Here is a 19,785-nt window from a genome sequence, read left to right on the forward strand (position 1 = left end):
TTAAAACAATTTCAATATCAACAATTTTATGAAAATTTACAAGATTCAACCATCATATAATTATTGAAATGACGGAATATTTCGTTCGAAAGGCAAAAAATGTGTACTGTGAAATATTTATAATAGTGGGTAATTATAGAGACAAACCCTTTAGAGATAAAAAAGAGTGATTCTCCGCATTTTTATGTAGAAAATAAATTTGCAGAGAATCACTCTTATTAAAATTGGATGAACATAAGTCTAAATATAATGATGTGATTCCGTTTTGCTTTAACTTTTAAAAAATTAAATCATTTCACTGCTCCACTTCATCATCATTCATTTCAAAATTATTAAGCAATGCGCGTACTTCATCTGTTGATTTCGTGTTCATCAATTGATTTCTTAATTCACCAGCTCCACGGAACCCTTTGACGTAAATTTTGAAAAAGCGGTGAAGTCCTGTAATTGAACGAGGTAGCACTTCTGCATATTGATCTTGAAGGTCTAGCTGCAATCTTAAAAGATCCAAATATTCTTTACTGCTATGCTCTTTTGGCTCTTTTTCAAAAGCAAAAGGATTTTTAAAAATACCGCGTCCAATCATTACACCATCAATACCATATTTCTCAGCAAGCTCTAACCCCATTTGACGATCAAGAATATCTCCATTGATTGTTAGTAGCGTATTTGGTGCTATACGGTCACGCAATTTTTTAATTTCCGGTATTAGCTCCCAGTGCGCATCAACTTGACTCATTTCTTTTCTTGTACGCAAATGAATAGAAAGGTTCGCAATATCTTGTTTTAAAATATGCGTTAGCCACTCCTCCCACTCCGCTAAATCACTATAGCCAAGTCGTGTTTTCACGCTGACAGGTAGTCCGCCCGCTTTTGCTGCTTGTATAAGTTCTGCTGCAACCTCTGCACGCAAAATTAGGCCACTCCCTTTCCCTCTTGTCGCCACATTTGGTACAGGACAACCCATATTAATGTCGATTCCTTTAAATCCCAGCTCAGCCATACCAATACTCATTTGACGGAAGTATTCGGGATTATCCCCCCAAATATGTGCTACCATTGGCTGTTCATCTTCTGTAAAAATCAAACGCCCACGCACGCTTTTCATGCCCTCTGGATGACAATAGCTATCCGAGTTTGTAAACTCTGTGAAAAATACATCCGGTCGTCCCGCTTTACTTACTACTTGACGAAAAACAACATCCGTTACATCCTCCATTGGTGCAAGCACAAAGAATGGTTTCGGTAAATCAGTCCAAAAATTTTCTTTCATTATATATTCAAACCCTCTCATTATTGGTACATAGTTAAATGCTCGTCCTAAAATTAATAAATATAGTTCAGCAGCGCTTCATTGAGTAAAATTGCCTATTTCGCATTCATTCACTACTAATAGAAAATAGGAGACTTCCGCTGAATCAAGTTAAATTATAACCTAGCTTTATTCATTTATGTTCCCCAATGTCCTCGAAACGCATATTTTTCTGCTAAATTTGAACTACTGCAAAAAAATAATTACTAATCCATGTATAAAAAATAAAAAGCATTCCATACTATTAAAGATTTCACTTCGAATCTAAATGACTTGGAGGGTTAACCCGATGAGTGCGAATGATCAATATCTCTGAAGGCCCATCATTACTGGGTGCAGCTAAGCAACGTTTTCTTAGGACATTCTTAAGATTCCATGCGAAAGCGAGGCAGTGTGTCATGGAGTATTCAATGTAAGTGCGAATCAAACCCGGAATTTAATTTCCGGGTCTTTTTTTATGCAAATATTTTTTCACTAGTAAAATCCAACCCGTTATTACAATCTTCTCGATTAATTTGTTCTAAATGCTTCCTTTTATTCTTACAGTGTATAAAAGCGTTAAAGGAGAGAACAAATGATTGTTGATGGGGTGTTCTCTGGCGGTGGTATTAAAGGATTTGCTTACGTAGGGGCAATACAAGTGTTAGAGCAGCGCGGAATACAATTTAGACGCGTTGCCGGTACGAGTGCTGGGGCTATTTTGGCAGCCTTTATTGCAGCGGGTTTTAATGCAAAAGAGCTAGAAGAAATATTTGATGAGCTCAACTTAAAAGTATTGCTCGACCCTCCAAAGTTTTTGATTAATATGCCTTTTTTAAAATGGGTAAATTTATATAAGCGGCTTGGCTTGTACCGAGGGAAAGCGTTAGAAAAATGGTTCCATCAAAAATTAGCAACAAAAGGCATCCGAAATTTCGGCGATTTACCAAAGGATTCATTAAAGCTCGTTGCATCCGATTTAACAAACGGGAAAATTATTGTGTTGCCTGATGATTTAAAGGATTACGGAATTGATGGTAGTACATTCCCGATTTCCCGTGCACTGCGCATGAGCTGTGGTCTTCCATTTTTCTTTGAGCCTGCGTATTTGAAGAATGGCAAGGAAGAATGCGTCATTGTGGACGGTGGGGTTTTGAGTAATTTCCCTCTTTGGATTTATGATAATAAAAAACAAGTAAGACCTGTTCTCGGCATGAAATTAAGTAGCGCCAGTGATGAAATGTCACCACATAAAATCAATAATGCCATTCAGTTATTTGAAGCGCTGTTTTCAACAATGAAAGATGCGCATGACAATCGCTATATTGCACGAAAACATGAGAAGGATATCATTTTTATTCCTGTCGAAAATTATAGCGCTACTCAATTTGATGTGGATGAGGCAACAAAGAAGAAACTCATTAATATTGGGAGAGAGCGCACCATTCAATTTTTAAAAACTTGGTCACCTGTTTGGTAAAGGAAACAAAAAAATGACGAGCAGCTATTTATGAATAGTTACTCGTCATTTTTATTTCAATTATAGTTATTTGAGCAACGCCTTACTTAACGATCATTGTCTAACTTAAATTTCGCAACAAGCGTTTGCAGTTCCTCTGCTGTTTTCCCTAACGAAGTAGAAGCTTCCTTTACTTCCAGCATCGTAGACAATTGTTGTTGAGTAGACTGCGATACATTTGACGCAAATTGTGAAGATTGTTCGGATGTATTTTTGATGTTCGTTACAGACGCAGCTACTTCCTCTGAAGAAGCGGATATTTGCTCGGATGCTGCTGATATTTCACGTATTTGATTCGCCACTTCTTCTGATGAAGTAAGGATGTTTTTAAAGATTACCCCAACTTCATTCGTATAATCCATTCCAACTTTCACGTCAGTTTTCCCTTTTTCCATCACAACGATTGATGCGTTTGAATCGGATTGAATTGCGCTTATCAAATTGTAAATTTCTGTTGCTGATTGAGCTGATTGTTCAGCTAACCTTCTTACTTCATCTGCCACGATAGCAAAGCCTTTACCATGTTCCCCCGCTCTTGCTGCTTCAATCGCTGCATTAAGCGCCAACAAGTTTGTTTGATCGGCTATCGCAGTAATAATATTCACAATGTCGCTAATTTTATTCGTATTCACATGCAAGCCATTAATTGTTGTACTAATTTGTTCAACAGATTCATTAATTAACTGCATTTGTGCTATCACTTGTTGAACAACGGTATCTCCTTGCTCCGACGCTTTAGAAGCAGAAATAGACGATTCGGCTGCTGTATTTGCTGATTCAGCAATTTGTTGAATACCAAATGCAGTTTCTTCCATTGCAGCAGCAGTTTCCTCCGTCATGATTAATGATGCTTCTGCATTTTGATTAATCTGTTCCATATCCTTCGCAATATGCGTTGAGCTATTATACGATTCAATGGCATTCGTTGTTAGCTGATTTGCTGCTGAAGATACATGATTCGATGTATTTCGGATATTGAGTATGACATGTTGTAAATTTGAAACCATCGTTTTGATCGACTCGGATAGCTTCCCTATTTCATCATGTGTAATTTCTAACTCCACATCTTTCAATTCTCCATTTGCGACTTGGTTTGCGACAACTACTAATTTTTCAAGTGGTTTCAAAATGCGACCAATAACTATGTACAGTAAAGTTAATAACACAACTAGCCCAATTGCTGCAATCACAAACTGTTTAAAAATACTCCCTTTAAGGATTGTTTCTATATAATCTGCTGAATAATCGATGCCCAATAGCGCTATTATTTCGCCATTCTCATCTTCAATCGGACTATAAACAGATCTCCATGTGCCATAATTATCTTCATAAATTTCGGTTACTTTTGTCTCATTATTTTTAACGGCAAGTTCCGCGACTGCTATATGTTCAGGTGCAAGTCCCGAGAGTACTTCTCCCGGTTCGAAAATATCATTCATATTACTTGTATACCCGATAGGATTAATACCTTCATCACTCATAATCCCAATATAACTCCAACTCATAGTGCCTTGTTCTTCAAGTATCGTATTTAATTGATTTTGTACCTTTAGGAAGTCAGCATCATCTTCCCCTTTAGCCGTTAATAGTTTTTTTACCTCATCATTATCTAAATTCATAGCTGTTAATAAACCAACACTTTCCAACTCTTTTTCAAGGTCGGTATTCATTCGGCTATGCAATTCATTAATATTTTGAGTTGTAATAACAGCGAGAAGCATAAACACAACTATAGAAACTGTAATTAACAGTTTGTACTTTAATGATACATTCTTTAAAAACTTCACTTTCAATCTCTCCACCTTTTTCGCATTGCTACCTTTTATTTTATTTAACAAAAAAAGCCTACTTCTAAAGAAGAATAGGCTTTAAAAAGATATACTCGAAATCTTTTCCCAATCATAAAACTAACACAACTCTAAAACATAGTCAATAGTCCTCATTTTGAATCCAAAACCCGAATCTATTAGCCTATTTTAATGTATCAATTAACATCTTTCTATAAAACATCTGGTGGTTATTTATAGAAGAGGTAGCTAATTTCAGGTGATTATCTTTAAAGTATGCTCAAACTTGTTTCCTTTATGTCCGTGATTAGCATATGCCCTGGTGCATGCGTAATCATAATAGCTGGTTTACTTTCCATTGCTACCGCTTGTGGTGTTACGCCACAAGCCCAGAATACTGGTATTTCTCCTTGCTTAATGGACACTGCATCCCCGAAATCTGGTTTTGAAATATCCATAATCCCTATTTGTTCTGGATTACCGATATGTATCGGTGCGCCGTGGACATTCGGGAAACGAGAAGTAATTTGAATTGCACGAATTGCATCTTCAGGTGTCATTGGTCGCATACTGACAACGGTTGGTCCTTCAAACATACCAGCTTTTTCACATGCGATATTTGTCTTATACATTGGTACATTACAATTTTCTTGAATATGTCGAATTGGAATACCTGCTTCAAGAAGCGGTGTTTCAAATGTAAAGCTACACCCAATTGAAAAGCCAACCATATCATCTTCCCAAAAATCCGTAATATCTAATACTTCCTCTGTAAAAACACCGTCGCGATAAATGCGATATTTCGGGATGTCCTTACGAATGTCCGCATTTTTCGCAATCGTAGCAGGTATAAATGATCCTGGTTCTGTCACGTCTAATAGTGGACACTGCTTTGGATTACGCTGACAAAAAAGAAGAAAGTCAAAAGCATGCTCTTTTTTCAAAATTACTAAATTTGCTTGTGTAAATCCAATCGACATACCAGAAGTCGGTCCAGTAATTTCTTGATTTCGAATAAGTTTGCGCATTTCATTCGGATCTAATGTACTATATAGTGTCATCTTCAATTCTCTCCTTTTAAAACGACCATCCATGATAAGGTTACTCATGAATGGTTGTTAGATTAGCTGAATAATTTTTGCATTTGTTCTATTAAAGTAATAACGCTCAAGTATCCCATAAGAACAACTACTATTGCGCCAGTTACAGTTAACCAACGTGGATGTTTATATGTGCCCACAATATCTTTTTTATGTGCTGCAATTAATATAATCGTAAGTGCCAATGGTAAAATTAATGCATTTAATGCGCCAACAATGATCAATACATTCACAGGCTTTCCGATGAAGGTAAAAGTCGCTGTTGAAACGAGAATAAATCCGATAATGACCCAATTATGATATTTTTCAATCTTCGGATGGAATGAACGAATAAATGAAACAGATGTATAAGCAGCACCTACAACAGAAGTAATCGCTGCCGCCCACATAATCATACCGAACATGCGATAACCGATATTACCAGCAGCAAGTTGGAAAACAGATGCTGGTGGATTATCAGGGTCAATCGCTAAACCTTGTGATACAACGCCAAGAACTGCTAAAAATAATGCAATACGCATCACGCCCGTAATCAAAATTCCTGTGACAGAGCTCTTCGTTACTTCTGGCAAGGACTCTTGACCTTTAATGCCCGCATCTAACAGGCGATGACCACCAGCAAATGTTATGTATCCGCCAACTGATCCCCCAACTAGCGTCACGATTGCAAACCAGCTAATTTCTAGCGGCATAAAGGTTCTCACAACCGCTTCCCCTACAGGAGGTGTTGTTTTAAAAGCAACAAATAGCATGAGTAAAACCATAATAACACCAGCTACTTGCGCTACTTTATCCATTGCCTTTCCTGCTTCTTTATAAATAAAGATAAAAACGGCAAATAATGCACTTACAACGGCTCCGGTAATCGGATCTAAACCAATCATTGCATTTAGCCCTAGACCCGCTCCGGCTACGTTCCCAATATTGAATGCTAAACCGCCAATAACGATTAGTAAGGCAAGAACAACACCTAATCCTGGCAATACTTTATTGGCAATCTCTTGCCCGCGCAAACCCGAAACAGCGATAATTCGCCAAACGTTAACTTGTGCAACAATGTCTAAAATTAAAGAAATTAAAATGACAAACCCAAAACTAGCAGCTAATTGCTGTGTAAATATTGTTGTTTGTGTTAAGAAGCCTGGTCCAATTGATGACGTAGCCATTAAAAATGCTGCGCCTAATAATACACTTTTACTAGCTGTTTTTTTCACAAATTTGCTTTTATTCTTTTGCTCTAGTTCCTCTTTACTCACTACTACTTTGTTAGCTCCCATTTAGTTCCTCCTTGATTGCACGTACAGAAATTTGCTGTTCCGTTAATTTTGCATGAATCTCTTTTGCGAATTGTACCGCATGTTCCCCGTCTCCATGAATGCAAACTGTATCCGCTTGTAATGAGACTTCGATTTGCTGCTGTGATAGTACTTTGCCTTCTTTCACCATTTTCACAACTTGCCCGACAGCTTGTCCATTATCCGTAATCAGTGCATCCAGTTGGTTACGTGATGTTAACGAACCGTCTTGCTGATACGTACGATCTGCAAACACTTCATGCGCCGTTTGAAGTCCAATTTTTTCTCCAGCCTTTGTTAATTCACTACCTGACAAACCGAATAACACAATGGAAGGTGAAATATCATAAACAGCTTGTGCAATGGCCTCTGCAATTGCTGGATCTTTAGCTGCCATATTATAAAGTGCTCCATGTGGTTTCACATGCTGCATCGGTTCATTGTAGATTGTTAAAAAACCTTGCAATGCTCCAACTTGATACACGACCATATCGTAAGCTTCCTGTGGCGTAATTTTCATTTCACGTCGCCCAAAACCATTTAAATCCGGCAATCCTGGGTGTGCTCCAATTTTCACACCGTTAGCAATCGCTAGCTTAACTGTTTCACGCATAACGGTAGGATCTCCGCCATGAAAACCACAAGCAATATTAGCAGATGTCACATATTTTAAAATTTCCTCTTGCTCACCAAGTTGATAGCGACCAAAACTTTCCCCTAAATCACAGTTTAAATCAACACGAAACATTTTCTTTCCCCACTTTCTTTTTAAGAACGAATAACAATGAATGCGTTTCCATTTATTTGGTACCGACATTCGGAACTCAAGTTTTGAAATGTAAAAAAATCTTAGCATATTTTATTATTGTAGGAAAGAATAATTTTTAAATCTTGAGAAATAATAAAATTTTTTAACTTTTATTAAAATTCAACTTGTTTTTGTTCATTCTTAAAATATAATATTAATAATCCGTTTTTTAAAACCTAAATACCGATTTACGAAACTAGGGAGGTAGTTTTTATGCCGAATTTAACAGAAAATTTGCAAATAAGACCTCTGAGTGATTCTGCACTTGTTATTCAAATAGGCGAAGGAATCAATGAGGCAACACATATAAAAGTAAAGAGCATATTAAATTTATTAGATAATCATCCATTTAGCGGATTTATAGAGGCTGTACCTGCTTATAACAATGTGACGGTTTACTACAACCCAATCGATGTCTACTTCTCAAATTTAGATAAAGGTGTAAAAACGCCTTATGAAAATGTGAAAATGACAATTCTTTCTTTGATGAACCCTACTCATAACGGTGAAACAGCGAAGGAACGGTTAGTAAAGATACCTGTAGCATATGGCGGTGACATGGGTCCAGATTTGGAATTTGTAGCTTCTTATAACGGTTTAACACCGAGTGAAGTTATTAAAATCCACTCTTCTACACAATATCTTGTCTACATGCTAGGCTTTGCTCCAGGGTTCCCTTTTATGGGCGGAATGGACGAAAAAATTGCAACACCACGAAAAGAATCGCCACGTTTAGCAATTCCACCTGGATCTGTTGGAATTGCGGGTAGCCAAACAGGGATTTACCCATTAGAAACACCTGGTGGATGGCAAATTATCGGAAGAACACCATCTCGTTTATTTCTACCTGAACAATTACCTCCGACGTTATTACAACCAGGCGATCGAATTCAATTTGTACCCATTTCATTGGATGAGTACACGAGAGATTGGGAGATGAAAACATGAGCGTAAAAGTATTACAGCCAGGAATGTTGGCAACGATTCAAGATTTAGGGAGATATGGACTACAGAAGTTTGGTGTTATTGTAGGAGGAGCGATGGATTCAAATTCCTTACGAATTGCGAATTTACTCGTTGGAAATGCTGAAGGAGAAGGGGCTCTTGAGGTGACACTTTTCGGCACTAGCCTGTTATTTGAAAGTGATGAACTCGTTGCAATTACAGGTGGTAATCTACAACCTACCGTGGATGGAAATGAAGTCCCTATGTGGCAACCACTGTTAATTCGAAAAGGGTCTATTTTAAAATTTAATGCTGCGATTAGTGGTAGCCGCGCTTATGTAGCATTTGGCGGTGGCTTTCAAGTACCTGAAGTGATGGGCAGTAAAAGCACTTACATACGTGCTGGTATTGGTGGCTTTCAAGGTAGAAAACTGCAAAAAAATGATGTTCTTGAATGCAATACTCGAACAGAATCAGGAGAGGACCTTTTTAATCAATTACAAAAGAAAACCTCTTACCTTTCTTGGTCCGTTCATTACACACCCTTTGTTACATTCAAAAAAACACAAACAATCCGTATCATCAGAGGCTCTGAATATGAGCGGTTCGATGAAGGGGGTTTACAAAAATTCTTTTCAACACCTTACACGATTTCGACTCAATCAGATCGCATGGGCTATCGGTTAGAAGGACAAGATATCCGATTAAAAGAGCCGTTTGAATTATTATCTGAAGGGGTTACATTTGGAACAATCCAAGTCCCTTCTAATGGGCAACCGATCATTTTAATGGCGGATCGTCAAACGACTGGCGGCTATCCGAAAATAGGACAAGTCATTTCTGCAGATTTACCAGCATTAGCACAAATGCAAGCAAATAGTCATGTATTCTTTAAAGAGGTTACACTTGAAGAAGCGCAGTGGGCATTAATCCACCAAGAGAGAGAAATGAATGAGCTGGCATTTGGGCTACGTATAAAAAGATTGCATCAACTATGAGCAAAATGGGGAGTCTCAATTGAATTTGAGGCTCCCCATTATTTTTAGTTAAACATAACCCAATTGCCTAGATATTTCTGCAGTAGCCTTCTTTAATTTTTCAACGAAGATTTCAGCATTTTCCCCTTTATAATTGGCTTCTAAACCTGCGATACTCATGGCCGCGATGACTTCTCCCTTATGATCAAAAATCGGCGCTGCAATCGCGGATGTATAATTTTCTAATTCTGAATGGCTAATTGTATAACCATGTTCTCTTGCATGTGCAATCGTTTCATAAAGTCTTTCCTTATCGGTAATCGTCCCATTTGCAAATGATTTGAGTTCTGACGATTCAACGTAATCCTTTATTTCACTATCTGGTAAAAAAGATAAGACTGCACGAGGACACGCCCCTGCATAAAGAGGGCTTTTTCTACCAATCGCTGTATAAAGTCGAACTTTTTGCTTCATATCCACTTTTTCGATATAAATGGCTTCATCACCATCACGGACAATTAAATTAATCGCTTCTTTTGTATCATTATGTAAATTATTCATAATCGGGTAGGCAATTTTTCTTATATCTAAACGTATGGAAACGAGGTGTCCAAATTTTAAAAACAGAATCCCTAATCTATATTTTGCATCTGCCCCTTTTTCTAACAATTCCATTTCCTCTAATGATTTTAACATGCGGAAAGCAGTCGTTTTCGGGATTCCTGATAACTCAATTACCTCTTGAAATGACAGTTCTATATGATCGATAAATAGATTTAAGATGTCCATTGAGCGGACAACTGTTTTATTGTTATTTGTCAATTCAGTTTTATCTTCCTTTCGTTTATAGATATTTTTTTTCGAATACTAAATAATATTTGCTACTCACTATAAAATGAGGTCATTCACCCATTTTCAAATTCTAATTATACCTAATAACTTACTATTTTTGTATACCTTGTATATTGGAGAATTTGGGGAATAGTTTTGCTTCATGGATAAAAGTAATTGTTGTACGTTTCATTGCCCAATGAAAGAGTCCTTTTTCTTCCGCCTTACATATAATGGTGAGGAGCTATCTTGAGCAGCTTTCACATGTTTTTTCAAAGCGTTGAAAAAAGGACTCTATCTTAAAATACGGAGGTATAATATGACAAGTTTTCATTCATTTCATGGAACGATAACGGAGATTACTAATCTCAATGTAGGTCAGGGTGGGAAAAAAGGTTGTAATAAACTGTTTACATTAAGAAATAATATGGGGGTCATCGTAAATTTCGCCGTTTCACCTTCCACTTACTTCGTTGACCATGAAACGTTAGTCGTGGGGGATCGCGTGACAGGGTATTATGATGCAAATGCACCCGCTATCCTTATTTATCCACCACAATATCAAGCGCTCGTTATGGTAAAAGATAATTTAAATCAAAATGTAAAAGTTGATTTCTTCAATAGCCAATTGCAAAGCAGTGACGGGCAATTACAATTAAATTTGTCTGCTAATACACATATCCTTTTAACAAATGGGCAATTCTTTTCGGAATATCCAGGGAACCATGATTTAGTTGTATACTACGGTCCTACGACAAGGAGTATTCCTGCCCAAACCACACCGTACCGTATTATTGTTTTATGCGGAGCGTATTAATAAATAGTAAGTTTAAAACTTAAAAAATTTGCGGCAAATGAATCGTATTGCTGTTCCAAAGTTAGAATTGTAAAGTTTGCAATTCTAACTTTTTTTTACATGTTATTTGCCTTTTAAGCAGCCTTTTCGGTCACATTTGCAAAATTAGCGTCATCAGTGGATTATTTTAATAAAAGTCGATACAATTATATTTAAAAAACTGGTAATTTCATAGTTGAAAGTGCGTTGATTACTACATGTAAATGAATACGATATACATAGTTTTTTTACTAGTACATCAATGCACCTTGTTGTAAACTGATTTATAATGATTTTCCCTTTTCTTTGAAAAAGTTATAGTGAATTGGATCATTCCAGAAAGATTACTCTTCCTCTATAAATCCATTTAATTACGCAACTAATATGTCACACCAAAAGAGAGGTTTTTTATGAGTATTCTAAATAACCAGTTAGATTGGAAAAAAGTTCTAGTTGCATCATTCAAAGGAATTTCACAAGTAGTTTTCATCGAAAATACGATTACAGGGATTTTATTTTTACTCGCAATAACTATCGCATCCCCTCTAGTAGGTGCGATTGCATGGCTATCTTCTTTTATTGCCGTACTCATCGGGATCGTTGGAAAAGCAAATGAAGACATAATCCAGAAAGGTTTACTTGGGTTTAATCCTGTTTTAACTGGTATGGCACTTACCTTATCCTTAACGGGACCGTACCATTGGGTTATTGCTCTTATTGGAGCAGTAGTTGCTGCATTTATTACAGCTGCAATGATGCATCTCATGCGAAATACTAAAATCCCAGTACTAAGCTTTCCATTTATTATCGTAAGTTGGGTTACATTATTAGCATCCTATCAGCTTGACTTCATTCAATTATCAATCCTTCTCGCTCCTCAAGATTTAACACATTGGAGCTTAGATATTGAAGGTACAGTCAACTGGTTCCAAGCGATATTAAATGGTTTAGGGCAAATATTCTTTCTACAAAATCCCCTTTCATCCGTTTTACTTTATATTGGATTATTCTTTGCAAGTTGGAAATTTGGCTTATTTGCGTTAATCGGGAATGTAATTGCGATTCTAACAGCCTTTGCTTTAGGCGGTGCACATGAATTAATACATACTGGCCTATACGGATTTAATGGTGTTTTAATAATTTTAGCAGTAGCTGTTGCTTTTAAAGAGTCTCATAATAGTCTTGGCTATATAACGGGAATCTTTGGAGCCTGCATAAGTGTGCCGCTCACTGCAACTGTCACAACTTGGCTTATACCATATGGCCTTCCAGTTTTCACTATGCCATTCGTCCTCTGTACATGGTTGCTGTTGGCTGCTAGAAATGTATTACCAAGGTTTTAATAATCTTTAGAGTATGGGCTTATTATTTTTAAAAACAATAAAAACTGTGGCGATTTCGCCACAGTTTTTATTTAGTTCGCTATTCCAGCTAGTACTATTGCAAATACAAGAAACGCAAACATAAATCCTCCTAATAGCACCTGTATCGTTAGCTCTCTTTCTCCATCTTTAATATTGCGAAGAATCCCGATGAAATTCAGAAAAAATATAAAAGCAACAACTGGTGTTACATAAATTAGAAATGCATTCATTAATATACTCCCTGCCTAGAATAAATTTAACTATAAACGCTATTAACATTCTGCATCTGAAACACAAATTAAGTTTAAATTTGCAGCGCAGTTTTTAGATATATTTTTAAGGCATTTATCTGTCCCTCTGTATCAGCTTCCTTTTTTCCAGCAAGATTCGTTTCCAATAAGATTCCATCTGTAACATTAATCATAAAGGTAGCGATTGTGTGAAGGGACTGGTTTGGAGAAAATTCCCCACTATCTACTCCCTTTTGAAGCAATTGAATATAGTTTTCCCTCGCACGATTAAAACGTGTAAGTAAATACGGAATTCGCTCTACTCCTTCGCTACGCCATCCTGTGACGAAATATTCATAAGTAACTGCACTTATTTTATGAAACGACTCTTTATTGTACCCATCCAAAATAGATTCTATCGTTTCCCATACCGGTTGATTGCTTTGAATCAGTTGTTGAATTTTGTTTTCAAACTGGTCATCTCTTTCATTTAAGATGCACTTCAACATCTCTTCTGTACTAGAAAAATATTGATATACACCACCTCGGCTCATACCTGAAATTTCAACAACATCTTTCATCGTTGTAGGTTCGAAACCCTTTTGACAGAATACTGTTTCTGCAGCTTTTAATATTTCGAGCTTTCGATTTTCTTTGTATTGTTTCGTTACTTTAGGTGACATAGCGTACCTTCTTTCAATAGGAAATTTTATGATGAGCGTTAACAAACTGACTACAATTAAAGATGCGCCGGACACAGTAAATGTCATCTCAACACCAAACAATTCGGAAAGCACTCCACCTGAAATCATTCCGATCAATGTCCCAAGCGTAGTCATACTATTGATTATTCCGAAGACACGGCCCGTTTTATCCACTGGAGTACTTTTTTGTACAGTTATATTTAAAGGTATAATGGCAGATCCAAAAGAAAAACCAGCTAGAAAAAATAGCATGGGGTATGCAATTGAAAGAAATGAAGGGGGATATTGAACCATTAGAGCAAGCGCTACAAGTGAAATACCAAGCCCTAATGCTCCGAAAAACATGCAACTTAATGTCGAACGGATATGCATTTTTGTGAAAATAGCTGATGCTAAAAACATACCACCGCCACTAGCAGCCATACTATATCCCGCTACGGTTACAGGATCTTTAAAGATACCCCTTAAAAGAACCATGAATTGAGTATCAGCAATCTGTAAAACAAGAAGTAACAAGGTTGTAATAATTAAACTAATTAAAATGATAGGGATGGTTTTTAAGAAAGTGAAACCTTCTTTCATTTCCACTAGCAAATTAGACATAATATTCGTTTTTTGCTGTTCGTTTTCTGCAACCTTAGTCTTTCGATTGTCCTTTGGAATGCCAAGTAAAAAGAGCGCCGATAAAGCAAATGTCAGAGCATCGATATAAAATGCCCATTGGATACCTACCGTCGCAACAATTATCCCACTTAATACTGGACCAATGATTTTTGCACCATTATCAATCATCCCACTGATACCCATTGCCGCTTGCATTTGATCATCTTTTACGATTTCTTTTAATTTACCATTTTTCGCGGGAATAAATAGTGCTACAAACGAACTTTTTAAAAATAACAAAGCATAAACATGCCATAATTCGGTTGAAAATGCCACTCCTAAAACAAGAACCACACAGAACAAATCGGAAATCAACATAATTAGACGTCGGTCATAGCGATCACTTAGCACACCGCTAAAAGGACCAAATAAAACCATAGGACCTACAAACACAAGCATTACACCAGACACGGCTAGCGGTGAAGCACTCCATTTTACAGCAACTAATGTGATGACAGCTAAAATATCCAACCAGTTCCCAATAGCTGAAACTGTCTGGGAGGCAATCAAATACAAATAAGCTTTATTTTTATATAGCCGTTTTGAATCCGAACCACTCTTCATCCTCATTCCCCCATTAATGAAAGTAAATTTAAAACGACAACTGTGTCATTATTATAAAATGACATAGTTGTCAGTTTCAAGAGCTATTTATACTTATTAAGGGAATTCTTTCCTTTCCGATTAGTAACATGTATTCTACGCAAAACAAAAAATCTATATACCCCATTTCAGCCATAGTACCTTTAATGCTTTTTATCTGATTCTGAACCTGATGCGCAAACAATACAATGCCAGGCATGCTACATTCAAAGTATTAAACTATAATATTCCAATCCAACCGATTAACTCCTCAACACGCTGTAGAATCTCTTGATTTGTAGGGACAGTTTCTAACTCAAGGTTTGTTTCCTAGAAAAAATGGTCTTCGTTAAGTTTAGTTCCACATATGGGGGTAATGCTTGAACAGCTAAGTGCTCATCTAACACCCTCTTTGTTAGAAGAAAGTCAGTCAATATTTTCAACACTAAAATTAGGGCAAACTGTGGACTCGCTTAGTGATGAATTACAGGCCCTATTCACAAAAGCTGCACAACCTTATTTAATTTCATGGTTAAAATATAATCCCGTGACTGAATTAAAAGATCCGCGTACGAAAAAATATGTTTGCTCCTTTTGTGAATAACAAAAAGAACGAATTCCTGCTAGTGGAACTCGTTCTTTTTTAGTGACCACTTATTTAGATAAAACGAGCAATATCTTCCAATGGTAAACGTGATGAACCGTATGCTGGAGCAGCGGCTTTACCAATAGCAATAAGTACGATAGGGAATTGATTTTCTGGTAATTCAAATCGCTCCGCAAATTTCACTTTATCAAAGCCACCCATTGGTACGGTATCAAAACCTTTTTCTTTCGCAATCAGCATAAGCTGCATTGAAATAAGCCCCGCATCAAAAGAAGCGATGTTTTGTCTTACTGCTAAAGGCAATGATGGATATAAACGATGCGTATTGTTAATCGTTAAATCCTTTAACGTATCATCCATATGACCTTCCGATACGTTTTGCGTGTAGATTTTCTCTACATTTTTATACATTTCAGCATCACCTAAAACGGCAATAACTGCTGATGATGTTTCTATTTGTTCTTGATTATTGGCAATTGTGCGAAGTTCCTTTTTCGTTTCTTCATCTTGAATGACAAGGAAACGCCATGGTTGTAGGTTACTTGAAGATGGCGCACTCGTCGCTTCTTTTATAATTTCCTCAAGTTGTGCTTGCGTCATTTTAAAAGTAGATTCGTATTTACGAACAGATTTTCTTTCATGCATAATTGTATATAAATCTTTAGTTGTTGTTGTCATTGTATTTCCTCCTAATAAACTTACTTATAATAAGTTGACGAATAGAATCTTACCATTAGTAAGTTTTAACGTCAAATAAAAAATAATCTATGTTACAATACAAGAAAAAGAATTCACATGCGGGAGGTTATCACATGACTCAACCGAATTGCACACATATATGCAGTAACTATCACCAAGCGATTGAATTTATAGGGAAACGATGGATGGGTATGATTATTTATACCTTATTGCCTGGACCAAAAAGGTATCATGAAATTCACGCATCTATCCCGGGGATTTCTGATCGTTTATTAACAGAACGTTTAAATGAGCTTGCCAATGCAGGTCTCATCAAGAAGAAATTCATAGATTCTTCTATAAAAAAAGTAGAATATGAGTTAACACCAAACGGAGTAGCTTTTCAAGAAGTTATTAACTCTATCCAAAAATGGATTGATCTATGCGACTTTGATAAAACAACAATTAAATAGCAACAAAAAAACTAGCTAGATTTTAATCTCTAACTAGTTTTTTACTTTGTTTATACTATATATTACTTAGCACTAGGCAATATTTTATTCAGCACAATCGCTACAATTGCAGCTGTTGCTATTGGAGAGCCGAATAAATATTGTACGGTTGTTGGTAAAGTATATAAGAAGTCTTTAGGTAATAATGTTAGTGCTAGTGTTAAAATCATTGGAACAGCAATGACATACATTTCTTTTTCACCGATTCGTTCATTTTTGATGACTTGTAAGCCGCTAATCGCGATAATGCCACACACGATAACGAACACACCACCAATTACTGCTGCTGGAATAGCTGTAATTAAGGCTGCTAGTTTACCCGAAAATCCGAATAATACAAACCAAATTCCTGCAGCTATAAAAACACGTCGACTTGCAATACCGGTGATCGAAATAACACCTGCATTTGTTGAGTATCCTGTTACTGGTGTAGATCCTATTAAAGAAGCAGTAAAGCAACCAATCCCCTCACCAATAACCCCGCGATTCACTTGTTTGTCCGTTAATGGTTGATCAATAACATTACTAACAGCAAACCAAGTCCCTGTCGTTTCAGCCATTAATACAATGTAAATAATGACCATAGTGATGATTGCAGAAGCATTAAAAGTGAACCCAAAGTCTGCAAAAGGAATTTGTGGCATGCTAAACCATTTCGCTTGTGAAACAGCCGATAAGTCTAATATTCCCATAAATTTTGCTACAATGCTCCCTGTGATTAAGGCGATAAGGACCGATCCAATACGGAATACGCGACCTTTTCGTCCAAAGAAAGAACCTAACATAACACAAATGATTAATACAGTAGCTGTAGTTAGCGCTAAATAGATATTTTGGTTGATTGTAGCACCTGCACCATTATAAATGTTACTACTTAAACCAACTGGCATTAATGCAAGACCAACGACAAAGATAATCGTACCTCCAACGATTGGCGGAATGAAAACTTTCACAATCTTATTGAAAAGTCCTGTAAAGCCTAAAATGATGACTAAAATAGCACCAACTAAACTTGCGCCTAACACGGTACTCCAACCTAGGTCGCCCCCACCACTAGCAGCATAAATACCAACGATGGCGCCAAGTGGAACATAAGACGGACCTTGGGCAATCGGTAATTTCATGCAGAAGTAAGTTTGAATAATCGTTGCAATCCCTGCTGCAATAAATGTCGCTTGTATTAATGCACTGGATTGCCCTGATTGTAAACCGATTAACATCGCAATAAGGAAAGGTACTACATAGACGTCCATTGCCATTACATGTTGTAAACCTAGTAGGGCTGTTTGACCAAATGGAACTTTTTCATCGGGTAAAACGGTTAATCCTTGGGTATTGCTTTTATCGTTCGCTTGCATGTTTTTTTGCGTTTCCACTGAATTGCACACCTCTAAGTTGTAGTTTGATTAATTTGATTCAGAGGGGGACTAAACCCCTCTGAATCAAATTAAAGCCCCCGGCGGATGTCACGGATTTTAAGGGGAGCTTTTCGAGCGAGCTCGAAAAAAATCTAGACGCAATTACGCCAAGGCGTAATTGATTTTATCTACTGTGAACTTTGTTTCCTTGCACCCAAACTTCACGAATATTTTCTGGTCGTACAAGATACATTATTTTTTGGAAAATATCATTTAAATCTTCGTTCGCATCAAAAATCGGTAGTTTGGCAGATGAGATTTTTGTATCGATAATTTGTACATCCCATGTATAACTTTCTTGTAAACGACCGATTGGTAAGCTTAAACTTTCCCCGCCCCCAGCTGTCGCTAAATAGAAGGCTTCATTAATTGTCACACGTGAATTTGGTAATCCGCGCTTGTCAGCAGAAAGGTTTGGATCTACACCGTCTTCTAACATTCTAGAAGACATAACTGTTTGACGCGCATTGTCGTAAAGACTTGGTGAAAACCCACCTGAAACATCTGTACCTAAACCAATATCGACACCTTTTTCATGTAGATGTACAACCGGAAGAACACTGTTGGCAAAGTAAGCATTAGAAATCGGGCAATGACCAATAGCAGTACCTGTTGTGGCAAATAGTTCCGCATCCTCGTCATTTAAGAAATTACAATGTGCCATAACCGCTTTGTCGCCTAATAAACCGAATTCATTTAATGCAAACGCATCATTTTTATTGAAGCGCTCTTGTACATACCCATGAGCCCAATCACTTTCACTGCAGTGAGACTGGATATGCGTATCGTACTTAGCAGCTAATTCCCCTAATCCCTTTAAAGCACCATCCGTACAACTTGGGATAAAGCGCGGTGTGACAACTGGATAAACCCCTTGCTTCGTCGATTTCGCTAATTCTTTGACAGCTATAATAAATTCCTCAGTATCCGCTAATGCCGTTTGCGTATTCAAATCACGGTAAAATTCCGGCGTTTGTTCAGGTTCGTCCATCACAACTTTCCCAACTAAACCACGTTGACCTTTTTCTGCACAAATTTTAGCTAACAATAGGCTCGCTTCTTTATGAACCGTTGCAAAATAAAGTGTTGTCGTTGTGCCATTTGCTAGTAGCGTATTAACTAAATCCTCATACACTTCTTTGGCAAAATTTAAATCTGAAAACTTAGATTCAATCGGGAACGTATACGTATTCAACCAATCATAGAGAGGTATGTCTAATGCAGTTCCAGATTGAGCCCATTGTGGTGCATGGACATGTAAATCGATAAAGCCCGGTAAGAAATACTGCCCTGCTGCTAATTGATGAAAATTTTCTTTCCCTTGATATTTATTTAATAAAGATTGATAGCCCTCATGCTCTGGTGCAACGGCTTTTTCAATCATTCCGTCAGCATTAATACAAAACAGATAATCTTCTAAAACTTGTATTTCTTTAGGCGACTTACTTGAAAAAGCAGTCCCACGGAAAATTTGCGTATATTCAGACATATAATCCACCTTAATGTTCGTATTTAATAAAGAATAGGGCTTATTATAGGGGATAAAAATCATTAAGTCTACATTAAATGCGAATAGATTAATAATTTTATAAAATTTTATAGGAATGCTGCGGTTTAGATCGATATAGTTTACACTTCT

General features: G+C 36.9%; 18 protein-coding genes. 7 read left to right on the forward strand and 11 right to left on the reverse strand.

All coding sequences use genetic code 11. The annotated features are described in order from the left end of the window. Positions 1-295: 295 nt before the first annotated feature. Positions 296-1,294 (reverse strand): tRNA dihydrouridine synthase, encoded by a 999-nt coding sequence (locus MHI10_RS18705; protein ID WP_340788117.1) that lies wholly within the window; start codon positions 1,292-1,294, stop codon positions 296-298. Between the two features lie 592 nt (positions 1,295-1,886). Here MHI10_RS18705 and MHI10_RS18710 point away from each other — a divergent pair. Further along, positions 1,887-2,771: a patatin-like phospholipase family protein gene (locus tag MHI10_RS18710; RefSeq protein ID WP_340788119.1), complete on the forward strand. Its 885-nt coding sequence runs from the start codon at positions 1,887-1,889 to the stop codon at positions 2,769-2,771. A gap of 86 nt (positions 2,772-2,857) precedes the next feature. Here MHI10_RS18710 and MHI10_RS18715 read toward each other — a convergent pair whose 3' ends face one another. From MHI10_RS18715 to MHI10_RS18730, 4 genes are all read right to left on the reverse strand, one after another. Continuing rightward, positions 2,858-4,648, reverse strand: a complete 1,791-nt coding sequence (locus MHI10_RS18715) for a methyl-accepting chemotaxis protein (protein WP_340788122.1) — start codon at positions 4,646-4,648, stop codon at positions 2,858-2,860. A 218-nt stretch (positions 4,649-4,866) separates the two neighbouring features. Then, positions 4,867-5,658, reverse strand: a complete 792-nt coding sequence (locus MHI10_RS18720) for a putative hydro-lyase (RefSeq protein WP_340788123.1) — start codon at positions 5,656-5,658, stop codon at positions 4,867-4,869. A 62-nt stretch (positions 5,659-5,720) separates the two neighbouring features. Continuing rightward, the gene (locus tag MHI10_RS18725) at positions 5,721-6,974 is read right to left on the reverse strand and encodes an NRAMP family divalent metal transporter (protein ID WP_340788125.1); all 1,254 of its coding nucleotides are present in this window, start codon (positions 6,972-6,974) and stop codon (positions 5,721-5,723) included. Continuing rightward, complete coding sequence (locus MHI10_RS18730; protein WP_340788128.1) at positions 6,964-7,740, reverse strand: LamB/YcsF family protein; 777 nt, start codon at positions 7,738-7,740, stop codon at positions 6,964-6,966. The genes MHI10_RS18725 and MHI10_RS18730 overlap by 11 nt, the downstream gene beginning before the upstream one ends. Positions 7,741-8,013: 273 nt before the next feature. Here MHI10_RS18730 and pxpB point away from each other — a divergent pair, with 273 nt between their 5' ends. Continuing rightward, positions 8,014-8,748, forward strand: coding sequence for a 5-oxoprolinase subunit PxpB (gene pxpB / locus MHI10_RS18735; protein WP_340788130.1), 735 nt, complete (start codon positions 8,014-8,016; stop codon positions 8,746-8,748). Continuing rightward, complete coding sequence (locus MHI10_RS18740) at positions 8,745-9,743, forward strand: 5-oxoprolinase subunit C family protein (protein ID WP_340788132.1); 999 nt, start codon at positions 8,745-8,747, stop codon at positions 9,741-9,743. The genes pxpB and MHI10_RS18740 overlap by 4 nt, the downstream gene beginning before the upstream one ends. A 48-nt stretch (positions 9,744-9,791) precedes the next feature. Here the strand turns inward: MHI10_RS18740 and MHI10_RS18745 are convergent, their stop codons facing one another. Next, positions 9,792-10,544, reverse strand: coding sequence for an IclR family transcriptional regulator (locus MHI10_RS18745; protein ID WP_340788134.1), 753 nt, complete (start codon positions 10,542-10,544; stop codon positions 9,792-9,794). Positions 10,545-10,872: 328 nt separating this feature from the next. On the opposite strand from MHI10_RS18745, the gene MHI10_RS18750 reads away from it, so the two are divergent. Beyond that, a complete protein-coding gene (locus tag MHI10_RS18750; RefSeq protein ID WP_340788137.1) occupies positions 10,873-11,370 on the forward strand; it encodes a hypothetical protein in 498 nt (165 codons plus the stop codon). Positions 11,371-11,798: 428 nt separating this feature from the next. Continuing rightward, a complete protein-coding gene (locus MHI10_RS18755) occupies positions 11,799-12,731 on the forward strand; it encodes an urea transporter (protein WP_340788138.1) in 933 nt (310 codons plus the stop codon). A 71-nt stretch (positions 12,732-12,802) separates the two neighbouring features. Here the strand turns inward: MHI10_RS18755 and MHI10_RS18760 are convergent, their stop codons facing one another. Together MHI10_RS18760 and MHI10_RS18765 are read right to left on the reverse strand one after the other, a co-directional pair. Beyond that, entirely contained in the window at positions 12,803-12,982 is a 180-nt protein-coding gene (locus MHI10_RS18760) for a hypothetical protein (protein WP_340788140.1), read from the reverse strand. Positions 12,983-13,056: 74 nt separating this feature from the next. Next, entirely contained in the window at positions 13,057-14,919 is a 1,863-nt protein-coding gene (locus tag MHI10_RS18765; protein ID WP_340788142.1) for an MFS transporter, read from the reverse strand. 388 nt (positions 14,920-15,307) lie between these two features. On the opposite strand from MHI10_RS18765, the gene MHI10_RS18770 reads away from it, so the two are divergent. Further along, positions 15,308-15,535 (forward strand): hypothetical protein, encoded by a 228-nt coding sequence (locus MHI10_RS18770; RefSeq protein WP_340788145.1) that lies wholly within the window; start codon positions 15,308-15,310, stop codon positions 15,533-15,535. Between the two features lie 54 nt (positions 15,536-15,589). Here MHI10_RS18770 and MHI10_RS18775 read toward each other — a convergent pair whose 3' ends face one another. Next, complete coding sequence (locus MHI10_RS18775) at positions 15,590-16,216, reverse strand: nitroreductase family protein (RefSeq protein WP_340788147.1); 627 nt, start codon at positions 16,214-16,216, stop codon at positions 15,590-15,592. A 134-nt stretch (positions 16,217-16,350) separates the two neighbouring features. On the opposite strand from MHI10_RS18775, the gene MHI10_RS18780 reads away from it, so the two are divergent. Continuing rightward, complete coding sequence (locus tag MHI10_RS18780) at positions 16,351-16,689, forward strand: winged helix-turn-helix transcriptional regulator (RefSeq protein ID WP_340788148.1); 339 nt, start codon at positions 16,351-16,353, stop codon at positions 16,687-16,689. A 62-nt stretch (positions 16,690-16,751) separates the two neighbouring features. On the opposite strand, the gene MHI10_RS18785 is transcribed toward MHI10_RS18780, so the two are convergent. Next, positions 16,752-18,086, reverse strand: a complete 1,335-nt coding sequence (locus tag MHI10_RS18785) for a uracil-xanthine permease family protein (RefSeq protein WP_340789287.1) — start codon at positions 18,084-18,086, stop codon at positions 16,752-16,754. 184 nt (positions 18,087-18,270) lie between these two features. Then, entirely contained in the window at positions 18,271-19,635 is a 1,365-nt protein-coding gene (gene guaD / locus MHI10_RS18790) for a guanine deaminase (protein WP_340788150.1), read from the reverse strand. Positions 19,636-19,785 lie beyond the last annotated feature (150 nt).

This window comes from Solibacillus sp. FSL K6-1523 (assembly GCF_038005225.1).
GTDB lineage: Bacteria > Bacillota > Bacilli > Bacillales_A > Planococcaceae > Solibacillus.